Source organism: Levilactobacillus enshiensis (genome assembly GCF_007115095.1).
Taxonomy (GTDB): Bacteria; Bacillota; Bacilli; order Lactobacillales; family Lactobacillaceae; genus Levilactobacillus; species Levilactobacillus enshiensis.
In genome coordinates this window covers 101303-123632 of record NZ_SULH01000006.1, presented here as the reverse complement: position 1 = coordinate 123632, position 22330 = coordinate 101303, and the positions used below count along the sequence as shown (strand labels likewise).

Genomic DNA, 22330 nt, shown 5'->3' with positions numbered 1-22330 from the left:
CTGGTAAAAACGGGCTGACTATGATAAATTAGGAAGAGTATAGTTAGACCTATTAGACCTATTTGAATAGGTAGGAGGCAAATTTGTGTATAATTTTTTAATGACGTGTATTTTAATTGTCGCCGTGCTCATCATTATCGCGGTAATGATGCAGCCCGCTAAGACCAACGACGCGTTGTCCGCTTTATCTGGTGGTGCGGACGATTTATTTGCGAAGCAGAAGCCCCGGGGCTTTGAAGCATTCATGCAAAAGGTCACGGTTGTCTTGGGTGCACTCTTCTTTGGACTGGCAATGGCTTTAGTATATCTATCTTCACACTAGAGAAGTGGCCTCCTGTTCGTTTGTTACAGGGGGCTTTTTTACAGACTATCTAAAAATTGCGGAAAGTGGTGGTTTGATATGATTCGAAAACCAACCCCGCTCTTTTTCGAGCAGGGACCCCAAGCAGTTATTCTGCTCCATGCCTATTCGGGGAGCTCAAACGATATGCGCTTATTAGCGCGACGGTTAGAAGCCGAGCAATATACCGTGCTGGCACCGATTTTTACTGGCCATGCAACGGGTGACCCTGCGGATATTCTGAAAGAAGGATCACCACAGCGTTGGTGGCAAGATACGCAAGACGCCATCGCGTTTTTGCGGCAACGTGGTTATCAGCAGATCGCCATCTTTGGCTTGTCACTAGGTGGTTTATTTGCCACTCGGGCCTTACAAATGGATGCTGATCTGTTAGGTGGGGGAACGATTGCGTCCCCGGTGATTTTCAAGGGACAGACTAATGTTCCCAGTGCCTTTATTGAAATGGCACGTGCAGCTTATAAAGCACAACACCTGCCTAGTGAAGCGCTCGCGCAACGATTGGCTTGGGTGCAAGCACATCTTGGTGCGCAGTTAACAGCCATTCAAGCTTTTGCGGATACGACGGCGACTCACTTAGACAAAATCAAGCAGCCCGTCTTTATCGCTCAGGGAGATGCCGATCAGATGATCGATCCCCGGTCCGGTAAGTGGTTGGCGGATGCTTATCCAACTAATCAAATTGATTTCCATGAGTATGCGGGAGCGGGCCATGTTCTAACCGTGAATGCGGCTCACCATGCTCTGGAAACAGATATTTTAACTTTTTTACACACAATCTTTTAAAATAACGAGGAATCGATAGTGCAAGATAATACATTAAGAACCGATTTAACAGCGTTCTTCCGAGCACACTCGGACCAGAACTACACAGTAGAAGATATTTCAGATGCGCTACATTACCACGGCTCAGCTGCCTTTAAGCTGATCGTACAAGAATTAGCACAACTGGAACGGGATGGTTTGGTACAAGTTACCGATCACGGTCATTTTCAGTTGGATCCTAGCCAACGGACGTTGACAGGAATTTTCCATGGTAACGACAAGGGCTTCGGCTTTGTTGCTTACGATGAAAACAAGATTGAACCAGACGCTTATATTGCGCCTGACAATACCTTGCGGGCTTTAAACGGTGATACGGTTAAAATTGAAATCGTGCGTGCCGGTGATCCTAGAAGCGGTAAGGGTCCTGAAGGTAAAGTCACGGAAATCGTAGAACATCACTACGAACAAGTCGTCGGTGAATTCTTCCAAACCGATGACGATGCCGGCTATTTAGGCCAAGTACGCTTGACTGACAAAAAGATTATGAAGTACAAGTTCTACGTGACCAATGTTGGTCTAAACCCAACGCCGGGTGAAGTGGTGACCGCAGAAATTACGGAATATCCAAGCGCTGAGCATCCGGACGCTATGGTCGGAATCGCCAAGCAAGTTATCGGTAGTGTGGACGATCCTGGTATCGACATCTTACAGATTGTCTACCAACACAACATTCCATCAGAATTCCCTGAAGAAGTCATGCAGGCCGCTGACGAAATTCCAGATCACGTCTTACCAGAAGAAATGGCTGGTCGTGAAGACATCACCAAGCAAGACTTGGTCACTATTGATGGCGAATCCTCAAAAGACTTGGATGATGCCGTTACTGTTTGGAAATTACCTAATGGGAACTACCACTTAGGGGTTCATATTGCGGATGTTTCGCATTACGTTCAAGAAGATTCTATCTTGGATAAGGAAGCTTACAAGCGGGGCACCAGTGTGTACCTGACTGACCGGGTCATTCCAATGTTGCCGCGGCGTTTGTCCAACGGAATCTGTTCGTTAAATGAAGGCGAACTCCGTTTGTGCATGAGCTGTGACATGGAAATCAATCCAGAAGGTCACGTTGTCAAGCACCGAATTCACCCTTCCGTTATGCGTTCTAAGGCCCGGATGACCTATACAGCCGTTAATCAGATCTTGGAATCTCATGATCAATTAACCATGGACCGTTACAAGGATCTCGTCCCAATGTTTGAACAAATGGGTGAATTACACAAGATTCTGTTGAAGCAACGGAAGCGTCGTGGGGCAATTGATTTTGATGACCGCGAAGCCGAAATTATTGTGGATGACAAGGGGCACGCAATTGACGTTAAGCTACGGACACGTGGTTTGGCTGAACGGATGATTGAATCCTTCATGTTAGCTGCCAATGAAACGGTTGCGGAACACTACTTCCGTGCCAAAGTGCCATTCCTTTACCGGGTCCACGAAACGCCAGATGGCGACCGTGTCCGGAGCTTCTTTGAATTCTTAACGGCCTTCGGGATCAACGTTAAGGGTGACCCAAACCACTTGCGGCCTAAGATGCTGCAAGGGGTCCTAAAGCAGGTCGCCGGCAAGCCAGAAGAAGCCATGGTTTCCGTGATGATGTTACGGAGCTTGAAGCAAGCGCGGTATGCCGATCAATCTTTGGGTCACTTTGGGTTAGGTGCAGAATTCTACACCCACTTTACGTCGCCAATTCGGCGTTACCCAGATACGATGGTTCACCGGATGATTCACTACTATGAAGATCATGGAATCAACGATGCCAGCAAGGAAAAGTTTGCCCCAATCTTGGAAGAGATCGGTGTGCACACATCCGAAGCTGAACGGCGGGCCATTGATGCAGAACGTGATACTAACGACATGAAGATGGCTGAATACATGGCTGATCACGTTGGCGAAGAATTCGATGCCGTGGTTAGCTCCGTCATGAAGTTTGGGATGTTCGTCGAATTACCAAACACCATCGAAGGGTTGATTCACATCAGCCGGATGCAAGATGACTATTACGAATACGTTGAAAAGTACCTAGCTTTGGTTGGACGTAATACGCGGCGGACCTACCGAATTGGCCAACCAATTCGGGTTAAGGTCATTCACGTTGATAAAGAACAAAGCGAAATTGACTTTGAATTGTTAAATCCAGAGGCAGCACCAACCAGTGATTTATTACCACACCGTGAGCACCGTTCACGTGGTGGCAATTTCCACGGTCGGAGCAACAACAGTAACGGTCGCGGGAATGGAAACAATCAACACAGCGGCGGTAACCGGAATGGAAACCACCGTAACGGGAATCAACGACCATCGAACCAACGCGGTGGCAATGGCAGCAATCACCAACGGAGTAATTCCAATGGTAATGGCGGTCAACACCGCAGTAACTCACAAGGTGGTCGTCACTAAGCGAGGTGACAGAACTTGGCCAAGAAAAAGTCCAAGAAAACACCAGATAATGTTTTAGCTCAAAATCGAAAAGCACGTCATGAGTATACCGTGACGGATACGATTGAGGCTGGACTCGTCTTGACGGGAACCGAAATCAAGTCGATGCGGGAACGTCGAATCACGTTGCAGGATGGCTTTGCTCAGATTCGAAATAATGAAGCTTGGCTGATGAACGTGCATATCAGTGAGTACGTTCAAGGGAACCGGTTCAATCACGATCCCTTACGTAACCGAAAGCTCCTCTTACACAAGACGGAGATTCGACGTTTGGGAATCGCAACGCAGGACAAAGGGGTGACCTTGGTTCCCCTGAAGGTTTACTTGAAGCACGGCTTTGCCAAGGTGTTAATTGGCATTGCCCAAGGGAAACGTGAATTTGACAAACGAGAAACCATTAAACGGCGGGAACAAGACCGTCAGATTGCTCGGGTCATGAAACATTACTGATCAAGATAAGGGGAAGGCTAGCTGAATGGCTAGGACCTTCCCCTTTTGTCTAGAATGGTTGATTTGGGAGGTTAACAGGTTATGGGCACAACTCAAATTAAGATCCATGTTGAAGATTTACACAAGGCCTTCGCCGGTAACGAGGTCTTGAAGGGCATTACATTAAACGTTTACGCACAGGAGGTCCTGTGTATGATTGGACCTTCGGGTTCTGGGAAGAGTACCTTTTTACGCTGTCTGAATGGGTTAGAGAACCTGACAAGTGGGACGGTGGAAGTTGACGGTCAGCGGATTGGTGATCCACGCGTCAACCTCAATCAGATTCGCGAGAATATCGGCATGGTCTTTCAGCACTTTAACTTATTTCCCCATCTGTCAGTTTTAAAGAACATCACCCTGGGGCCAATCCAACTAAAAGGCATGAGTACCGCTACGGCAAATGTTCAGGCCGAAAAGTTGCTAGCACAGGTTGGCCTAGAGGATAAAGCAACCGCCATGCCCAATTCACTATCAGGTGGACAACAACAACGGGTGGCGATTGCCCGGGCACTAGCCATGGATCCGGAAATCATGTTGTTCGACGAGCCGACCTCTGCACTTGATCCGGAAATGGTGGGGGATGTCCTCCACGTCATGCAGCAGTTGGCCGAGAAGGGCATGACCATGGTGGTTGTGACGCATGAAATGGGGTTTGCTAAAAATGTTGCTGATCAGGTTGTCTTTATGGACGATGGGATGATTCAGGAGTCTGGCACGCCGACTGATGTCTTTGAACACCCCAAGAATGTCCGAACGCAAGCGTTTTTGGATAAGGTGTTGAACGTTTAACTCATATTTCGTTAAATTGTCACGTTGCCATTCACCGAATGTGGGTGAAAAAAGCCTGAGGAGCGGTTTTGACCCTGAGGCTTTTTTAGTGACTAGACAATTAGGCGGGACAGGTTCAATCTTAAACTAAAAGTTAGTTGTCCGATTAAACTTTTAAATTGAAAATATTGCAAGGGTTATTCATTTAAATTATCAACGAAATGTGGTATTATTTGATAAAGAGTTGATACATAAGACTCAACCCAGCCACAGAATAGAGAGAAGCGACCCGAGACAGTGTCCCGGGTCGCTTTGCGTTTAATTTATTTATTTTTAGTGGTGAAGGGAACCGCGCCAGAAGGCAATGTGCCGGGATCGAGTGCGCGACTCCGTAAGGGATTAAAGGCGTGTTGTTGATGCTTAGCCCACCGGTCAAGAATGGCCGCTAAACAGATGACCAGTGCTTCATGGTCGGGCTGATCAATGGTGAGTTCCACCGTGGCGCCGCCAGATGCACGAACTTGGTCAATTGTGGCAATTGTGTCCTTACCATGCGTGATACGAAAGTGGCCGTTGTTAAGATTTCCCAGAATGACCCAATTAAGTCCGCGAACAAATAACACTTCGCGAATCACCCCAAACGTCTTGTTAACACGGCCCACCGTTTGTCGATGGTAGAGTAGACGGAATTTTGGCAATAAACCTAACGTTTCCTGTTTAACTTCAGCTTCTAGTTCCCCCGCAATTGTGTAGACGGACAGCACGTCCGCACGCATTCCCCATTTACCAACTAGAAGGTAGCATGACTGATTATCCGTATCCCGAATAACCGTAGTTGCCCGAGCGGAAAGGGCAGCCTGATTCAGGTACAATTTACGCATGGGGCACCTCCTTAATTTGGTTAGTAACACCAGTTGACCCCATTTTAACATGTTTTGCGAGGAGACGTTCGATAATATCATTTCGACTGTTGTTATGATAGAATAAAAGGCGAGGTGTTGGGAATGAAACCGTTTATTCATAATGACTGGTGGCCGGTACTTGAACCCGAATTTGAGCAGAGCTACTACCAAGAGCTTCGTCAATTCTTAGTGGAAGAGTATCAGCACTACCGCATTGATCCGGATATGTACCATATTTTTACAGCGTTCGATTGGACGCCGTTTAGTCAGGTCAAAGTGGTGATTTTGGGGCAGGACCCCTACCACAATCCAGGACAAGCACACGGGTGTAGCTTTTCTGTTATGCCAGGAACGCCGATTCCACCGTCGTTGCAGAATATTTATAAGGAACTCGAGAGTGATCTCGGAATCAAGCCAGTTAACCATGGCTATTTGGAAAAGTGGGCGAAGCAGGGGGTACTCTTGTTGAACTCTGTGTTGACCGTTCGTGATGGCAAGGCCTTTTCACATCAGGGCCACGGCTGGGAACGGTTAACGGATGCTGCCATTGCAAAATTATCTGAACGTCCCGAACCCGTTGTCTTCATTCTATGGGGGAGCGCGGCACGTTCAAAGATTAAATTGATCGATACGCAGACCAATATCGTTTTGCAGTCACCCCATCCGAGCCCACTGTCCGCTTATCGCGGCTTCTTTGGCTCCAAGCCATTTTCAAAGACCAACATCGCACTCACATCATTAGGGGAAACCCCCATCGATTGGCAACTGCCAGAACACGTTACCGTTGATGATGGGCCAACCACCGCATCCAACCAGGCATAGAAGAGAATTGATTCGTGGGATATTTTATGGAGGTCATCATCTATGGAACTTTTCGATAGTCTTAAGCAAAAAATTACTGGTAAAAACAAAACCATCGTTTTCCCTGAAGGGGAGGACCCACGGGTTCTAGGCGCCGCAAGTCGTTTAGCCGCTGATGGTTTGATCAAGGTTATTGTTTTGGGTAAGCAAAGTGATGTTGAAACGACGGCAACGAACCACGCCATCGATCTGACACCCATCACACTGATCGATCCAGCTAACATTCCTGCTGACCAGCACAAAGAAATGCTGGATGCTCTAGTGGCACGCCGTAAAGGGAAGAACACCCCGGAACAAGCCGCCAAAATGTTGGAAGATCCTAACTACATTGGCACGATGATGGTCTACATGGGCCAAGCTGACGGGATGGTTTCTGGTGCGGTTCACGCTACTGGAGACACGGTCCGTCCTGCCTTACAAATTATCAAGACGCAAGAGGGTGTTCGGCGCATTAGTGGTGCGTTCATCATGCAAAAGGGTGACGAACGTTACGTCTTCGCTGATTGTGCCATCAACATTGAACTCGATGCTGCAGGGATGGCTGAAGTGGCCATTGAGAGTGCTCAAACGGCCAAGGTCTTTGATATCGACCCTAAGGTTGCCCTGTTAAGCTTCTCCACTAAGGGTTCTGCTAAGGGCGACATGGTCACTAAGGTTCAAGAAGCAACCAAGATTGCCCACGAAACGGCACCTGATTTAGACGTTGACGGGGAATTGCAGTTTGACGCTGCCTTTGTTGCTAGCGTTGCTGCTCAGAAGGCACCGGACTCCAAGGTCGCTGGTCACGCGAACGTCTTTGTCTTCCCAGAACTTCAATCCGGCAACATTGGCTACAAGATTGCCCAACGCTTCGGTGGTTTTGAAGCAATCGGGCCAATCTTACAAGGCTTGAACAAGCCAGTTTCTGACTTGTCTCGTGGTTGCAACGAAGAAGACGTTTACAAGGTTGCCATCATCACGGCGGCCGAATCCATTAAATAAAATGAGTTACTAAATTTAATCACGTCAAATGAGTACCCGGATTGCTATTTATCAGCAGTCCGGGTATTATTTGTGAGGTTGAAATTAAGGCTCGTCGTGTTAGTATTTGAATGAGAGAATTACCAATGACGGGCACACAGGCTCGATCGTAACGGCTTAGTTAGCACTGTTGCGTAAATTATTTTGTTCGTTAAAGGGGTTAGTCGAATGTTTGAAGTGACAGTCACGACGCCAGAGGCCACCATGGCTTTGGGTCAACAGTTAGCACCATGGCTACAGCCGCGCGATGTTATTTTATTGGACGGCGATCTTGGCGCCGGCAAGACAACATTTACCAAAGGATTGGCAGCGGGATTAGGGATTAAGCGTAACGTGAAAAGTCCAACGTTTACCATTATCCGTGAATATCAGGGTGGCCGGATTCCGTTGTACCACATGGATGTTTACCGGTTGGAAGAAGGCGGCGGGGATGAGCTGGGCCTCGACGAGTATTTCAATGGTGACGGGGTCAATGTCATCGAATGGTCAACCTTCATTGCTGATGAGTTGCCGGCGGACTATCTGCGGGTGGTCTTCAAGCGTGACGATGATGCCGGCGAGAATCAACGCACGTTACGGTTTGAACCCGTGGGGGAACGGTTTAGTCAACTGGTTCAACACCTGGAGGACGCACAAGCATGAGTGAAGAAGTCAGCATTCGGCTACCAGAAGCAGCCGATGCCAAGAAATTATTGGCGCTACTAGCGCGATTACAGCAAGAGAGTGATACGTTTAGTCTGGTCGATGCCGACGATCCAATCAGTGCTGCCCAAGAGGCCGACCAACTTGACCAGATTCGGCAGAGTCCCCGGCACTTATTGCTAGTGGCGAGTCTCGGCAAGCAGTTGCTGGGTGTCTGTTCGATTTCCCCGACGCCACAAGGCAATGTGGGGGAGCTCGGGATTGCCGTGGAAAAGAAGTATTGGCGCATGGGCATCGGTACCGCTTTAGTCGATGAAGCGTTGTACTGGGCTGAATCGGCCAGCGAGTTGGAGGCCGTGGGCTTAATTGTCCAAACACGCAACGTGGCTGCGATGAAGCTCTACCAGAAGCTGGGGTTTGTGCGCACCGCTACACCACCAGAAATGGTGACGGACGATGATGGCGAGCAGGTCACAGCAGTGGAAATGGTGTATCCGTTGCATAAAGACTGAAACCGTCCAAATTGGGTGTTTTGTTTGGAATCCGTTTCGATCATAACAGTAAGAGGGGCAGAGACTTTTGATCTCAACCCCTCTTTTTGGTAGCGGTCAAAGACACCCACAATGTGAGCCGAAAACGGATGAGTTAGGACTTTCGTAGTGGCTGGGGGTAACGAGTTTTCGGTGCAAGTTTTAGATGAAAGCGTTATCCTTAACCTATGGTGTCATTAAGAATCAGTGATTAATGAGGAGGAATTTGGAGATGTATCAGGCAAATGAACATCGCTATGACCAAATGGTTTATAACCGAATTGGGGATAGCGGGTTGAAACTTTCTGCCATTAGTTTAGGTCTTTGGAATAACTTTGGTAGCGTGGACGCGTATGATAATCAACGTGCCATCATCCATCAGGCCTTTGATCTGGGGATTACGTCGTATGACCTGGCTAATAATTATGGACCAGAGCCTGGGAGTGCCGAGGAAAACTTTGGCCGGATCATGGCGACCGACATGCATGCTTATCGTGATGAAATGGTTATTTCCAGTAAGGCTGGTTACGTGATGTGGCCCGGTCCTTATGGTAACTGGGGTTCACGGAAAAGCATCATTGCTAGTGCTGATCAGAGCCTGCAACGGACGGGGTTGGACTATTTTGACATTTTCTACAGTCACCGTGCTGACCCAGCAACTAATCCAGAAGAAACTGCTTTGGCATTAGACCAACTCGTGCGCTCGGGGAAAGCCCTTTATGTGGGAATCTCAAACTACAACGGCGCACAGACCCAGGCCATCGCCAACATTTTCGAGGACCTACATACACCGTTTATCATTCATCAACCACGCTACAATCTGCTGAACAGGGAGATTGAGAACGATGTATTGCCCGTTTTACTGCGGAATCACAAGTCGGCAATCAGCTTCAGCTCGTTGTGCCAAGGTTTGCTAACAACGAAATATTTGAACGGCATTCCAACGGACTCACGGGCAAATAAAGCCACGATTCCGTTCTTACATCCCGCTCAAGTTGAACAGACCCTGCAGACGATTCGCGCACTAAATGGTGTTGCCAAACAACGCAATCAAAGCCTAGCGCAAATGTCATTGGCTTGGAACCTCAGACAACCAGCAATTGCCAGTGTGCTGATCGGTGCTAGTCGTCCCGAACAGGTCGTCGATAACGTCGCGGCTCTGAAGAATCTGGACTTCACAACGGATGAGTTGAATCAAATCGACCAAATTTTAGCGCAACAAGCGCCGATTGATTGGGATAAGAAGTAAATTAATGAAATAAAAAAAGATTGGCACTATCCGCATAAGATGGTGTCAATCTTTTTCATTTAACGGGTTGCTAATTTTAAGCACAGCCTAAGCATTGACCGTCACAAAGGATTTCAGCGGTTGCGTGCCAAAATGGTTGGCTTCATACAGCAGAATATTAGCACAGGCGAGGCTATCGTCGAGCGCGTTGTGATGATGATGCAAGTCAATGTTGAGTTCATCGCAGACGGTGTTCAACTTGTGGTTGGGGAACTCGGGGAAGAACTTACGACTGGTCTTCACGGTATCTAACGTCAGGTAGCGTGCGGTCGGTAAGTTGTAGTGTTCCAACGTGCTGCGTAAGACGCCGTTGTCAAATGGTGCGTTGTGGGCAATCACGAGGCGATCCCGTTGGAAGAGGGGCGCAATGTGCTGCCAAACCTCCGGAAAGGCTGGTGCATTGGCAACATCAGCTTCGTGAATGCCGTGGATCTGGACATTGCGCCAGAAAAAATCAGTATCTGGCTTGATCAAGGTATAAAATTCATCGACGACTTGACTGTTTCGGACGATGGTCAGGGCTAAGGAACAAGCGCTGTATCGCTTGCCACTGGCCGTTTCAAAGTCCATGGCAACAAAATTCACAAAGACATCTTCCTCTCTTAATTGATTTAAACGGTGAGTCCATCGACATCCAATTCTACCGGACAGTGGTCGGACCCCATGATTTGATCTAGAATTTCTGCTTGCTTGAGTTGTGGTTCGAGGCGTTGGCTGGTAATAAAGTAATCGATCCGCCACCCAGCGTTGTTATCGCGGGCGTGGAATCGATAGCTCCACCAGGAATACCGGTCGGTGGCATCCGGATTGAAGTAGCGGAAGGTGTCGGTGTAACCGGCGGCCAGTAACGCTGTCATTTTTTCCCGTTCATCATCTGTAAAGCCAGCGTTCTTATGATTGGTTTTGGGATTTCGTAAATCGATTTCCGTGTGGGCCACGTTGAGGTCACCACAGAAAATAACGGGCTTTTTGGCATCCAACTTATTCACAAACGCCAGAAAAGCTTGTTCCCAACCCATGCGAAAGTCAAGCCGCTTTAGTCCACTGCCAGAATTGGGCGTGTAACAGGTCAGCACATAGAAATCGGGATACTCCAACGTAATCGTCCGGCCTTCGTGGTCAAAGTCAGGGGCATCGATACCATAAAGGACATGCAATGGCTTGTGTTTGGTAAAGAGCGCCGTTCCGGAATACCCCTTACGTTCGGCGTAGTTCCAATATTGATAGTAACCAGGGAGGTCGAGATCAATCTGGCCCTCCTGTAACTTAGTTTCCTGAATGCCAAAGAAATCAGCATCCAAATCCTGAAAAGTTTCAACGAAATTTTTCTTTACAATTGCCCGTAGGCCGTTTACATTCCACGAAATAAATTTCATTTTCGGCACCTCCACTAACTCATTTTAGTATACCAGAAAAAGGGGGCGGTAACGTGGCAGAGCGTTTAACGGCCGCGTACCCCCGTCCTTGTCAGGATTAAGAGATTTTATTGGAAATGAAGCGTTCGCCGTCGGTCTGGCTAGTTTTCATGGTAAAATAGGGCTATTGACGATTAATTCCGTTAGACCAGTCATTGGCAAAACGGAACGTAAATCTTTGCGAAACGAGAGGATAATCACGATGATGGAAGATATAGCAACGGCATTTCCTGCGGTAAAAATTTTGCGTAACGAGCCTTTAGCGCACTACACGCATACCAAGACCGGGGGTCCTGCTGACTATTTAGCCTTTCCAACGAACGTTCAGGAGACCAAGTCCTTGTTGGCTTATGCTAAGCAAGAAAAGTTGCCCGTGACGGTGGTGGGGAATGCCAGTAACTTAATCGTTCGTGACGGCGGTATTCGTGGCTTGGTGATGATTTTGACTGAAATGAAGAAAATCACTAGCACGGGTCAAACGGTCACTGCCGAAGCGGGGGCATCGTTGATCAAGACGACCCAGGTAGCTCAAAGTCACGCACTGAGCGGCTTTGAATTTGCTGCGGGAATTCCCGGTAGTGTGGGTGGTGCGGTCTTCATGAATGCCGGCGCTTACGGCGGTGAAATCAGCGAGGTCGCTTTGTCGGCAGAGGTCTTGACGCCAGCAGGTGAAATTCGGACGTTGACGAACGAAGAGCTCGACTTTGGGTACCGGCACAGTTCCATTCAGGACTATCACGACATCGTCTTGTCGGCAACCTTTACCTTGACGCCAGGGGATGGGGTGGCCATTCAAGCCAAAATGGATGACCTGAATGCCCGGCGAGCCGCCAAACAACCGTTGGACTTGCCTTCCTGTGGGAGCGTCTTTAAACGGCCAGAGGGCCATTATACCGGTCAGCTGATCCAAGAGGCTGGCTTACAGGGTCTAAAGTGGGGCGGCGCACAGGTTTCTACCAAGCATGCCGGCTTCATCGTGAATATTGACCACGCAACGGCCACGGATTATTTGGAATTGATTCACCATATTCAGGAAGTTATCTTGAAAGAAGACAACGTCCACTTGGAGACGGAAGTCCGGATCATTGGTGAAAAGCCAACGACCGCAAACTAAAAAAGGGGGAACCATATGTGCCTATTGTTGAAGCAGTGATCCTGTTGATCGTGTTAGTTCTGTTCTCTAATATTATCAGTCACTACCTCACGTTTATTCCAGTCAGTTTGATTCAAATTGCGTTGGGCCTCATCGTTGCCTTAGTCTGGCAATTTGAGGTGCCATTGGAGACTGATTGGTTCTTGCTCTTGTTCATTGCACCATTGCTGTATAACGATGGTCGGCGTTTTCCCCGTCGCGAACTCTGGCGATTACGGGGACCTATTTTTGCAAATGCCATTTGGTTAGTTTTCTTAACCACGATTTTAGGGGGCTTCTTGATTTACGAGTTGATCCCCAAGATGCCATTAACGGTGGCGTTTGCGTTAGCAGCCATCTTATCACCGACCGATCCGGTGGCGGTGCAGTCGATTTCGAAGCAAGCCAAGTTACCAGAAAGTCTCATGCATTTGGTCAGTGGCGAAAGTTTGATCAACGATGCCAGTGGACTGATTGCCTTTAAATATGCCATTGCGGCCACGGTCACGGGAGCCTTCTCAATGGGAACGGCGGTCGGTGATTTCTTCTATATCAGTATCGTCGGCTTCTTATCCGGACTGATCATCATGACGGCGATTCAGTTGTTGATGGATATTCTGCGGCGGCAAGGTATCGATGATGTTATCTTCAATACGGTTTTACAGATTGCCACACCATTTGTGGTCTATCTGGTCACTGAAGAGATTACGCATGCATCGGGAGTTATTGCGGTGGTAACGGCCGGCGTCCTCTATCATGCCCGGGAAAATCGGATTGTAGAGGATTCACCGGAATTAAAATTAGTCACAGAAAAAGTTTGGGATATTATTATCTATTCGTTAAACGGAATTGTTTTCGTGATTCTAGGAATTGAACTGCCCGTGGCCACATCACAGGTCATCAAGGGTGGTCAATTTAACACGTGGGAAGCCTTATTCTTTGCCCTAATGACCTGGGTGATCATCGTGGTGATTCGGACGGTGTGGACGTATGGGTACGTGCTGTACGAACGCTTGAATAACCGCTCGCGAAAGGAACGGCCAGGTATTCGGATGTCGATCCTGTCTGGCCTGTCTGGTGTGCGGGGAGCCGTGACCATGGCCGGGGTACTTTCCGTGCCAATGACCATCGCATCCGGAGCTGGTTTTCCCACGCGAGCGTTGATGCTCTTCGTGGCTTCGGGGGTCATCATTATCAGTTTGGTGGCCGCAACGATTACCTTGCCGTTGATTTCAACGTCCGGGCAACCGTTGCAGACCCGGGCAAGTGCGAGTGATGAGGGCGCCAACGAGATCGATTTGGATGCCGATGGTGAGGAGATTCCTGCCGAGCCGGTACGTCAGATCAGTGAGGACGAAGCACGCGCCTACATCATGCGGCTGGCCATTTCGAAGATTGAAGAGTTGCGACGACCGAACAATCAACGGGCGGCCTATGACTTGATCTTGGACTATCAATTTATTATTCGCCGGTTGGAAATGAACTACCGGGCCGACACGGCCATGCAGAAGGTCCTGGACGATGAGATTCGCTTACGGCAAGTGACGTTAGCCGGTGAGCGTGAGTCGTTAAAGGAGTTGCGCCAGGCGGAGAAAATTACGCAGACCAGCTACGTCGGGGCACTGCGGCGAATTGAAAATATGGAGAGCCGGTTGACGCAGGTCGCCGGACACACCATGCCAAGTGTACTGAAATACTGGCGCGTTTTCTTCAAGCACATGTTTCGAAACGCGGCCTACTGGCTACATTCGGAAAATACGGAGCGGCTGCATGCCGAGAATAATTTAATCGAACGGGAGACGGCAAAGGCAGCCATTAAGTCATTGTCGCAGTATCTCTCAAGTTCTGATGTAGACGAGACGCAGTTCGATAATCAAGCGGTCTATCATTTGCTGGTTCAGTACCGAAATCGCATTGAACGGGCCAAAGCGGAAACGGCGCCGACCCACGAAGAAGAGTACCAACATCAGATCAACAAACTGCGGGTGCGGGCACTCGGGGCCGAACGGTCGGGCATTCAAAACCTACTCGAGGCGGGCAACATCACCTGGAATATGGCGTCGCATCTTCGACAATATGTCAACTACTCCGAAAATGTTTTGGTAATGTCTTTGAACAATGAGGAAGGCTAGCATTTCGTTGGTAGCTGATCCGTTTCTATAATTGGATTGTAAATTGAAAGGACCCCACCAACTGCTGAGATACAGTTGGTGGGGTCCTTTCGATATTGGCAGTTAAAGAGGTTCTAAAACTGAAATTCAGGCTACATTCCAGTTTTGGGATAAGCATGTACACCGTTAAATTAGGCTAAATTGGGTGTAGGACGGTGGCGGGCACTTCAGACTGGAAGAGCACCAGTCTTTTCGCTCGCTTTGAAGCCAACTGCCGTTTGCCAAGCTTGAACCGAATTCTCTTTGCAGAGGGATATATAAAAAGAACCCAAACAGCTCAATCCAAAACAGATTGAGGTGCTCAAGTTCATTAATGAGTTTACCATTAAATTAGTAGTGTCTAGCTGGAAGCAACTGACGCTAAGTAACGTCATCAGTTTAATCGTCAGCTGGCTGGCGGCTGTTAGTCATGATGAGGTAGAGTACCCAGTAGCAGAAGAGCTGGATGAGCGTCATCAAGCCCACGAAGATCCACATATTCGGCGTCCACATGTTCATCAGCGGCCGAATGAACTGTTCAGGATTCAGAAACAGGTAGACCGTGTGAATCCGTAGAAACCGGCCAATGTAGAGCCCAACCGATGTGAGAAAAGTTAGAATCATGACGGTCAGTAACCGAACCACCGCATGACCGTTTCCCAGTCTGAGACTGATACACTCACTGACGTAATTGAGACTCCAGAAGCCCAAAAACGAACAGCTGATGGCACTAATGATCATATACGTGAAGTAGATCCAGAGGTGCGGGGTGACCCGTAACAGGCCAGTGACGGCGTAAGGTTGCAGTAAGGACAGGTGAAACAGATCCGTCAGGAGGTAAGGCGCATTGGGATAGAATAGCAGCCAGAGGAGCACCAGTGGCCAAAAGAGCCAGGCACGTGGCCGCTGCCGGCCAATGTGGAAGCTCAGTTCGATGGGGATGTAGCCCAAGAAGGTGTTGAGGACTAAGAATGAGAACGGGTCCTTCGCGCGGAAAAAAAGAAAAATGAGCCACGCGACAAAGAAAATCCGAATTTCCCAGCGGGCACGCCGATTCATAAGCCATCACCAATCCTTTCGCCAAGTTTCTACTTCCATTCTACAGCGAAATCGCTGTCAGTAAACAGAATATGACTTCTATGGTAACAGATTATTTTCCTGAAAATAACGCCACGGTTATACTTTAAGGAATCCGTAAGTTTTAGTTGTCGTTCCCAGCGACTTTCCACGACTTGTTGGGATTCAAGGCGAAATGTTGAGGCCGCCGTGCTATAATAAAATTTGAATTCGATTTGGAGGGAAAGTCATGAACCTAGATTGGGGAAAACTCCTTACGTTAGGGAATTTAGTCAACCTACTCGACATCTTGGTCGTTTGGTTCGTTATTTACGAGCTGATTGTGATGCTACGCGGAACCAAGGCAATTCAGCTCTTCCGCGGTGTGATCCTGATCTTGATCGTTAAGTTCATTAGTACTTACGTGGGGTTGAATACGGTATCATGGTTGGTCGACTTAGTCATCAATTGGGGTGTCATTGCAATCATCATTGTCTTTCAGCCGGAAATTCGGCGGGGACTGGAGCACTTAGGTCGCGGGTCGATTTTTGTCCGCGTTCGCCACGAGAATGAAGCGGCCACCAAAATGATCGAAGGTTTGGATAAAGCCATTCAGTACATGTCTAAACGGCGGATTGGGGCGTTAATGACCATTCAGCGAGACACGGGACTGGAAGACTATATCGAGACGGGGATTAAGCTGGACGCCGAGTTGACCGGCGAACTGTTGATCAATATTTTTATCCCGAACACGCCCTTGCATGATGGGGCAGTCATCATTCGGGACAATCGGATCGCCGTTGCGGCGGCGTACCTGCCCTTGTCTGAGAGCAATCTCATTCCTAAGGAACTGGGGACACGGCACAGAGCGGCGGTCGGTATTTCTGAGGTGACGGATGCATTGACGATCGTCATTTCTGAAGAAACGGGTGAAGTGTCGATCACGAAGAACAACGAGTTACTGCGGGGATTGACACAGGCCGATTACCTGAAGTTTTTACGTAATGAATTGGTTAGTGAAGAAGCCCCTAATGAAGGGAACTTCTTAGTCAAGGCGCTCGATTGGTTTGATGAGCGCTTTCGAGGGGGGCGGCGCTAATGAAAAACGAGCGTTACACCACGTGGCTATACCGGATCCTAGCCTTGATTTTGGCGGTGCTGTTATTTTTCTACGTCAACAGCACTAAGTCCAGCTCAAGCAATTCGCAGTCGACCAATTCAACCAACAACACGTCGCTGACGGCAACCAAGACGATGACGGTCTCGGTACCGCTACAGTTGAACGTGAACAGCAACAAGTACTTTGTGACCGGGTACCCTCAAAAGGTCAAAGTGACTTTACGGGGACCCCTGGCGTTAGTGACAACGACTGCCAATACGCAAAACTTCAAGGTCTACGCGGCACTGAGCAATCTGGGAGTAGGGAAACATAAAGTGACCCTACACCAGGAGGGCTTGAACCACGAGATTGAGTCGACCATTTCGCCGGCAAAAATCTCCGTGGACATTGAGCCGCGGCGAACCGTGTCCTTCCCAGTAAAAGTACAGTACGCTAGCCGCAATATTGCGGCAGGGTATACCGCTGGAAAGGCTACGACTGACACCACGACCGTTAAGGCCACGGGTGCGGCCAATGAGATTGCGCGGGTGAAACAAGTTGTTGCGCAACTGACGGTGCCACAGAACACGAAGAAGACCATTAATAGTCAAGCCGTCATTGAGGCACTTGACAGTAGTGGGAAGACGGTCAATGTCATCTTGACACCATCTACCACGACGGTCAGTCTGCCGGTGACATCCGATGGTCAGAGTAAGAAAGTCAGTCTGAATTTGAATGCGCAAAATGGCTCGTCCGGAACGACGTACAAACTAACTAGTAACGTGAACAAGGTCACGGCTTATGGGAGCGCAGCGGAGCTTAAAGCGCTGAATCAAGCGACCGTGGATGTCGATGTCAGTGATGTCAAGAAGACGGCGACGAAGACCGTGACACTCGATGCTAGCGATAACAAAGTGACAGCCTTTGATCCAACGACCGTTAAGGTTACGGTCAAGGCCGTCTCAAAATAACGAAAAACAAAGTTGAGAAATGAGGAATTTTACGATGAAGTATTTTGGAACCGATGGTGTGCGTGGGGTTGCTAACCAAGAACTAACGCCTGAATTAGCTTTTAAAGTTGGTCGTTTCGGCGGGTACGTTTTAACCCAACACGCGGACAGTCAAAATGCCCACCCCCAAGTTTTAGTGGCCCGGGATACCCGGATCTCCGGTCAATTGTTGGAGAATGCTTTGGTTGCTGGTCTATTGTCCGTCGGAATTGAGGTCTTACGGTTAGGCGTTATTTCAACGCCTGCTGTGGCTTACTTGGTACGGACACAGGGTGCTGCTGCCGGGGTCATGATCACGGCTTCCCACAACCCCGTTGAGTATAACGGAATCAAGTACTTTGGGAGCGATGGTTACAAGCTATCCGATGAGATGGAAGAGGAAATCGAAGCGCTCTTAGACGGTGAGAAGGATGAACTGCCACGGCCAACGACTGATGGTTTAGGAACGGTTGAGGACTACTCAGAAGGTAGTCAAAAATACATTCAGTTCTTGGAACAGACCATTGCCGATGACCTCGAGGGGTTACACATTGCGGTCGATTCTGCTAACGGTGCCACGAGCAGTCTAGTTTCCCGGCTATATGCTGACCTGAACTTGGACTTTGACACGATTGCTACGACGCCTAATGGGTTGAACATCAACGCCGAGGTTGGTTCGACGCACCCAGAACAGTTGCAAAAGTTTGTGCTGGAAAAGGGAGCACAAGTTGGGCTGGCATTTGATGGTGACGGTGACCGTTGTATTGCAGTCGACGAGGCGGGTAACATTGTCGATGGTGATAAGATCATGTACATCTGTGGCAAGTACATGGCGGAACACGGTCGTCTGAAGAAGGATACGATTGTGACCACGGTCATGAGTAATCTGGGGATGTACAAGGCCATGGCTGCCCATGAACTGAAGTCAGTTAAGACGAAGGTCGGGGACCGTTACGTGGTTGAAGAAATGCTCAAGTCTGGCTACAATCTGGGTGGCGAACAGTCTGGCCATATCGTCTTCTTAGACTTTAACACGACTGGTGATGGCCTGCTGACTAGTCTACAGTTGTTGCACATCATGAAGGTCACAGGTAAGAAGCTGTCTGAATTGGCTGCTGACGTGACGACTTACCCACAAAAGCTAGTCAACATCAAGGTTGCTGACAAGCAAGCTGCCTTGGAGAATCCACAAGTTCAAGCGATGATCGCCACCGTTGAAAAGGAAATGAATGGTGATGGACGAGTCTTAGTCCGGCCTTCCGGAACAGAACCCCTTCTGCGGGTCATGGCGGAAGCCCCAACCGAAGAAATCGTTGCGGGCTATGTTGCCCGAATCGCAGACGTTGTGCGGGCCGAAGTTGGCGTGGAATAAATTTTAATTTAATAGTGATTATAGATGTTTGAAACATAAGAAAGAGTTTGGGACATAACGCAAAAAAATAGCTTTTTCAGAAGGATTTTTGGCTTCTGAAAAGGCTATTTTTTTACCATTATCGTGTCGAAACGTGCGCCACCAGGCAGTTTGTTGCGCTTAACGTGAGAACCGGAATTATGCCAAGACCAGGCAACCCCTGTTCTCACGTTAATGCTCGCAAACTAACCGTCTGATGGCGCACTATTTGGTTCTTTCAGAAAATATTCTCAAACAAAATAATTGTTGAATACTTTCTTTTCATGGGATAATGATGTTGCCGCCTAATCGTTACCAGTCAAGGCATTGACCGCCTGAATTTCTCGTGAAAAATGATTATGAAAATAATCATAGACCATTCTAGATTTTTATAATTGACAACCCCGCTTAAACGCTGTAAAGTATAGTCATTCAGAAATGTTTTTCAGTTTGTTTCAGTCTATACCAATTTAGAAGAAAACTGATACATTTTCAATCATAAAATTATCCGACCCTTTCGGTAACCCGAGACTGGTGTCGAGCAAAGGAAGAAAAATTATGTGTGGAATTGTTGGAGTTACGGGTAATGACAATGCCGTTAAGATTTTAGTTGATGGTCTTCAAAAGTTGGAGTACCGCGGCTACGATTCAGCCGGAATTTACGTTAACGACCAGAAGGGGCAAGACTACTTAGTCAAGACTAAGGGGCGGATCGCCGAATTACGGTCAAAGATCACACCGGAAGTTCACGGGTCAACTGGGATCGGCCATACACGTTGGGCAACCCACGGTGTGGTTAGCGTGGACAATGCGCACCCACATTTCTCTAACGATGACCGGTTCTACCTGGTCCACAACGGGGTCATTGACAACTTCCAAGAATTAAAAGCGAAGTACCTGAGTGACGTGCCTTTCAGAAGCCAAACGGATACTGAAGTGGTTGTGCAATTGATCGACAAGTTCGCTATTGAAGACAACTTGGATGCTAAGCAGGCCTTCTTGAAGACGTTGAGTCTCTTAAAGGGGTCTTCATACGCCTTCCTGATGATGGACCGTGAACAACCAGACACGTTGTTCGTTGCCAAGAGCAAGAGCCCATTGTTAATTGGTGTTGCTGATGGTTTTAACGTGGTCTGCTCAGATGCTTTGGCCATGTTGCGTGAAACACACGACTTCTTGGAATTAATGGATGGTGAAGTCGTTACCATTACGCCTGACAAGGTTGCCATTGAAGATGCCGATGGGAATGCCGTAGAACGGAAGCCATTCCACGTTGACATGAATGCTGACGAAACCGATAAAGGGACTTATCCATTCTACATGTTGAAAGAGGTTGATGAACAACCTAACGTGATGCGCAAGTTGGCCCAAACCTACTTGTCAGAACACGGCGAACCTCAATTTGACAGTAAGCTGATCGACGCGATGCGTGCGGCTGACCGGTTGTACATCGTGGGTGCTGGGACTAGTTACCACGCCGGGTTAGTTGGGAAGCGGCTTTTTGAAAAATTAGCGCACATTCCAACGGAAGTTCACGTTTCTTCCGAATTTGCTTACGAGCAACCAATGCTGTCTGAGAAGCCATTCTTCATTTTCTTGACGCAGTCTGGTGAAACGGCTGACAGTCGTGAAGTGCTGGTTAACGTCAACGATGCTGGCTACCCAAGCCTGACCATTACCAACGTTCAGAACTCCACGTTGTCTCGTGAAGCCGACTTCACGTTGTTGCTACATGCTGGTCCTGAGATTGCCGTGGCTTCAACCAAGGCTTACACGGCGCAGATTGCACTGGAAGCAATCTTGGCAAAAGCGCTGGGCGAAAAGACGGGCCAAATCGTGGCGCAAGACTTCAACATCCGGCAACAACTTGGTTTGGTTGCGACGGGGATGCAAGCCATCGTCGATGAAAAGGACAAGTTGGAAAAGATTTCTAACGACTACCTGATGAATACAAACCGGGCCTTCTACATCGGCCGGGGACTCGACCACGCCGTTTCACTGGAAGCTGCTTTGAAGCTGAAGGAAATCTCTTACATTCAATGTGAAGGATTCGCTTCTGGTGAATTGAAGCACGGAACAATTGCTTTAATTGAAAAGGATACACCAGTGATTGGGTTCATTACCCAGGCAAAGACAGCCGGCTTGACTCGTAGCAACTTGCAAGAAACGATTGCCCGTGGCGCTAAGACCATGACGATCGTGCGTGAGGGCTTAGCGATGGATGGTGACGATTTGATCTTGCCTGACGTTGACGAAATGTTGATGCCATTGTTGAGTGTTGTCCCAGCCCAGTTGTTGGCTTACTACACGAGTTTGAACAAGGGCTTAGATGTTGATAAGCCACGTAACTTGGCAAAGAGTGTTACTGTTGAATAATTAAACCTGAATTTGGAAGAGCGGCCATGCTAGGTGGTCGCTCTTTTTGTCTTTAGTGTTGCGTAGGGCAGGTTACCCGGGGGACCTTTACTTGCGAAAATCGGATTTTCGTTGTATAGTACACACAAATGCAAAATGAAAACGCAGGTGAAAACAATGAAATATACAAAACGGGTTGATGCCCATAAAAACCAGAAACAACGTGATGCGACGTTTGAGAAATTCCGGAAACAACAAAATGAATTAAGCGCCAATCGCCGGGGTATTCGGCGGAAGTAGGACGACATCGGAAGACGGTGACGTCCTTTTTTGTACGGTCAATGGGGGTTAGGTAAGTGAGGGGTAAGTCATTCTTTGGATTGACAACCAGGATGCCAAAATAGTTTAGGGGTCTTGAACGTGAAAACTTTTAAAAGATTAATTTTCACATTCAAAAAGAAGTTGGAAGAATAAGTGGTTGTTTCAATGATTAGGAAGCTTAATTAAATTTTTCAGATGAAACGCTGGATTCCAAGTCAATTTAGATTGTTTGAGCGAAATACTTGCAAAACTGGTCTAGAGCATTTATAATTGGACTATACCATTAAGAGAGGGAGACTGAATG

21 protein-coding genes are annotated in these 22330 nt (G+C 48.2%); 17 read left to right on the top strand and 4 right to left on the bottom strand.

What is annotated here, in order from left to right; genetic code table 11:
• Positions 1-85: 85 nt before the first annotated feature.
• The 5 genes from secG to FAY32_RS07800 all read left to right on the top strand — a co-directional run bounded on the left by secG (position 86) and on the right by FAY32_RS07800 (position 4897).
• A complete protein-coding gene (gene secG / locus FAY32_RS07820; protein WP_143462888.1) occupies positions 86-322 on the top strand; it encodes a preprotein translocase subunit SecG in 237 nt (78 codons plus the stop codon).
• 78 nt (positions 323-400) lie between these two features.
• Positions 401-1144 (top strand): alpha/beta hydrolase, encoded by a 744-nt coding sequence (locus FAY32_RS07815; RefSeq protein ID WP_143462887.1) that lies wholly within the window; start codon positions 401-403, stop codon positions 1142-1144.
• Between the two features lie 18 nt (positions 1145-1162).
• Entirely contained in the window at positions 1163-3580 is a 2418-nt protein-coding gene (rnr, locus tag FAY32_RS07810; protein ID WP_143462886.1) for a ribonuclease R, read from the top strand.
• A 15-nt stretch (positions 3581-3595) separates the two neighbouring features.
• Complete coding sequence (smpB, locus tag FAY32_RS07805; RefSeq protein ID WP_143462885.1) at positions 3596-4069, top strand: SsrA-binding protein SmpB; 474 nt, start codon at positions 3596-3598, stop codon at positions 4067-4069.
• Between the two features lie 81 nt (positions 4070-4150).
• The gene (locus FAY32_RS07800; protein WP_143462884.1) at positions 4151-4897 is read left to right on the top strand and encodes an amino acid ABC transporter ATP-binding protein; all 747 of its coding nucleotides are present in this window, start codon (positions 4151-4153) and stop codon (positions 4895-4897) included.
• A gap of 302 nt (positions 4898-5199) precedes the next feature.
• Here the strand turns inward: FAY32_RS07800 and FAY32_RS07795 are convergent, their stop codons facing one another.
• Entirely contained in the window at positions 5200-5757 is a 558-nt protein-coding gene (locus FAY32_RS07795) for an LURP-one-related/scramblase family protein (RefSeq protein ID WP_143462883.1), read from the bottom strand.
• Between the two features lie 123 nt (positions 5758-5880).
• On the opposite strand from FAY32_RS07795, the gene FAY32_RS07790 reads away from it, so the two are divergent.
• From FAY32_RS07790 to FAY32_RS07770, 5 genes are all read left to right on the top strand, one after another.
• On the top strand, positions 5881-6600 hold the full coding sequence (locus FAY32_RS07790; protein WP_048732330.1) for a uracil-DNA glycosylase: 720 nt from the start codon (positions 5881-5883) through the stop codon (positions 6598-6600).
• Positions 6601-6642: 42 nt separating this feature from the next.
• Positions 6643-7620: a phosphate acetyltransferase gene (gene pta, locus FAY32_RS07785; protein ID WP_143462882.1), complete on the top strand. Its 978-nt coding sequence runs from the start codon at positions 6643-6645 to the stop codon at positions 7618-7620.
• Positions 7621-7827: 207 nt separating this feature from the next.
• Positions 7828-8301 (top strand): tRNA (adenosine(37)-N6)-threonylcarbamoyltransferase complex ATPase subunit type 1 TsaE, encoded by a 474-nt coding sequence (tsaE, locus tag FAY32_RS07780; RefSeq protein WP_143462881.1) that lies wholly within the window; start codon positions 7828-7830, stop codon positions 8299-8301.
• Positions 8298-8813, top strand: coding sequence for a GNAT family N-acetyltransferase (locus FAY32_RS07775; protein ID WP_143462880.1), 516 nt, complete (start codon positions 8298-8300; stop codon positions 8811-8813). Before tsaE ends, FAY32_RS07775 begins: the two co-directional genes overlap by 4 nt.
• 250 nt (positions 8814-9063) lie before the next feature.
• Positions 9064-10080 carry an aldo/keto reductase gene (locus tag FAY32_RS07770; RefSeq protein ID WP_143462879.1) on the top strand — a complete coding sequence of 339 codons (1017 nt, stop codon included), beginning with the start codon at positions 9064-9066 and terminating at the stop codon, positions 10078-10080.
• Between the two features lie 87 nt (positions 10081-10167).
• On the opposite strand, the gene FAY32_RS07765 is transcribed toward FAY32_RS07770, so the two are convergent.
• Positions 10168-10704 (bottom strand): 3'-5' exonuclease, encoded by a 537-nt coding sequence (locus tag FAY32_RS07765; RefSeq protein WP_143462878.1) that lies wholly within the window; start codon positions 10702-10704, stop codon positions 10168-10170.
• 26 nt (positions 10705-10730) lie between these two features.
• Positions 10731-11495, bottom strand: a complete 765-nt coding sequence (locus FAY32_RS07760) for an exodeoxyribonuclease III (protein ID WP_143462877.1) — start codon at positions 11493-11495, stop codon at positions 10731-10733.
• A 241-nt stretch (positions 11496-11736) separates the two neighbouring features.
• Here FAY32_RS07760 and murB point away from each other — a divergent pair, with 241 nt between their 5' ends.
• On the top strand, positions 11737-12648 hold the full coding sequence (gene murB, locus FAY32_RS07755) for a UDP-N-acetylmuramate dehydrogenase (protein WP_143462876.1): 912 nt from the start codon (positions 11737-11739) through the stop codon (positions 12646-12648).
• Positions 12649-12665: 17 nt separating this feature from the next.
• Positions 12666-14798: a cation:proton antiporter gene (locus FAY32_RS07750; RefSeq protein ID WP_143462875.1), complete on the top strand. Its 2133-nt coding sequence runs from the start codon at positions 12666-12668 to the stop codon at positions 14796-14798.
• Positions 14799-15215: 417 nt separating this feature from the next.
• Here FAY32_RS07750 and FAY32_RS07745 read toward each other — a convergent pair whose 3' ends face one another.
• The gene (locus FAY32_RS07745) at positions 15216-15875 is read right to left on the bottom strand and encodes a DUF1361 domain-containing protein (protein WP_143462874.1); all 660 of its coding nucleotides are present in this window, start codon (positions 15873-15875) and stop codon (positions 15216-15218) included.
• A 247-nt stretch (positions 15876-16122) separates the two neighbouring features.
• Here FAY32_RS07745 and cdaA point away from each other — a divergent pair, with 247 nt between their 5' ends.
• From cdaA to FAY32_RS14985, 5 genes are all read left to right on the top strand, one after another.
• Positions 16123-16971: a diadenylate cyclase CdaA gene (cdaA, locus tag FAY32_RS07740; protein WP_143462873.1), complete on the top strand. Its 849-nt coding sequence runs from the start codon at positions 16123-16125 to the stop codon at positions 16969-16971.
• On the top strand, positions 16971-17942 hold the full coding sequence (locus FAY32_RS07735) for a CdaR family protein (protein ID WP_143462872.1): 972 nt from the start codon (positions 16971-16973) through the stop codon (positions 17940-17942). The genes cdaA and FAY32_RS07735 overlap by 1 nt, the downstream gene beginning before the upstream one ends.
• A 34-nt stretch (positions 17943-17976) precedes the next feature.
• Positions 17977-19332, top strand: coding sequence for a phosphoglucosamine mutase (gene glmM, locus FAY32_RS07730; RefSeq protein WP_143462871.1), 1356 nt, complete (start codon positions 17977-17979; stop codon positions 19330-19332).
• A gap of 576 nt (positions 19333-19908) precedes the next feature.
• The gene (gene glmS, locus FAY32_RS07725) at positions 19909-21726 is read left to right on the top strand and encodes a glutamine--fructose-6-phosphate transaminase (isomerizing) (protein ID WP_143462870.1); all 1818 of its coding nucleotides are present in this window, start codon (positions 19909-19911) and stop codon (positions 21724-21726) included.
• A gap of 156 nt (positions 21727-21882) precedes the next feature.
• Entirely contained in the window at positions 21883-22005 is a 123-nt protein-coding gene (locus tag FAY32_RS14985; RefSeq protein ID WP_125689137.1) for a hypothetical protein, read from the top strand.
• The last annotated feature ends 325 nt before the right edge of the window (positions 22006-22330 follow it).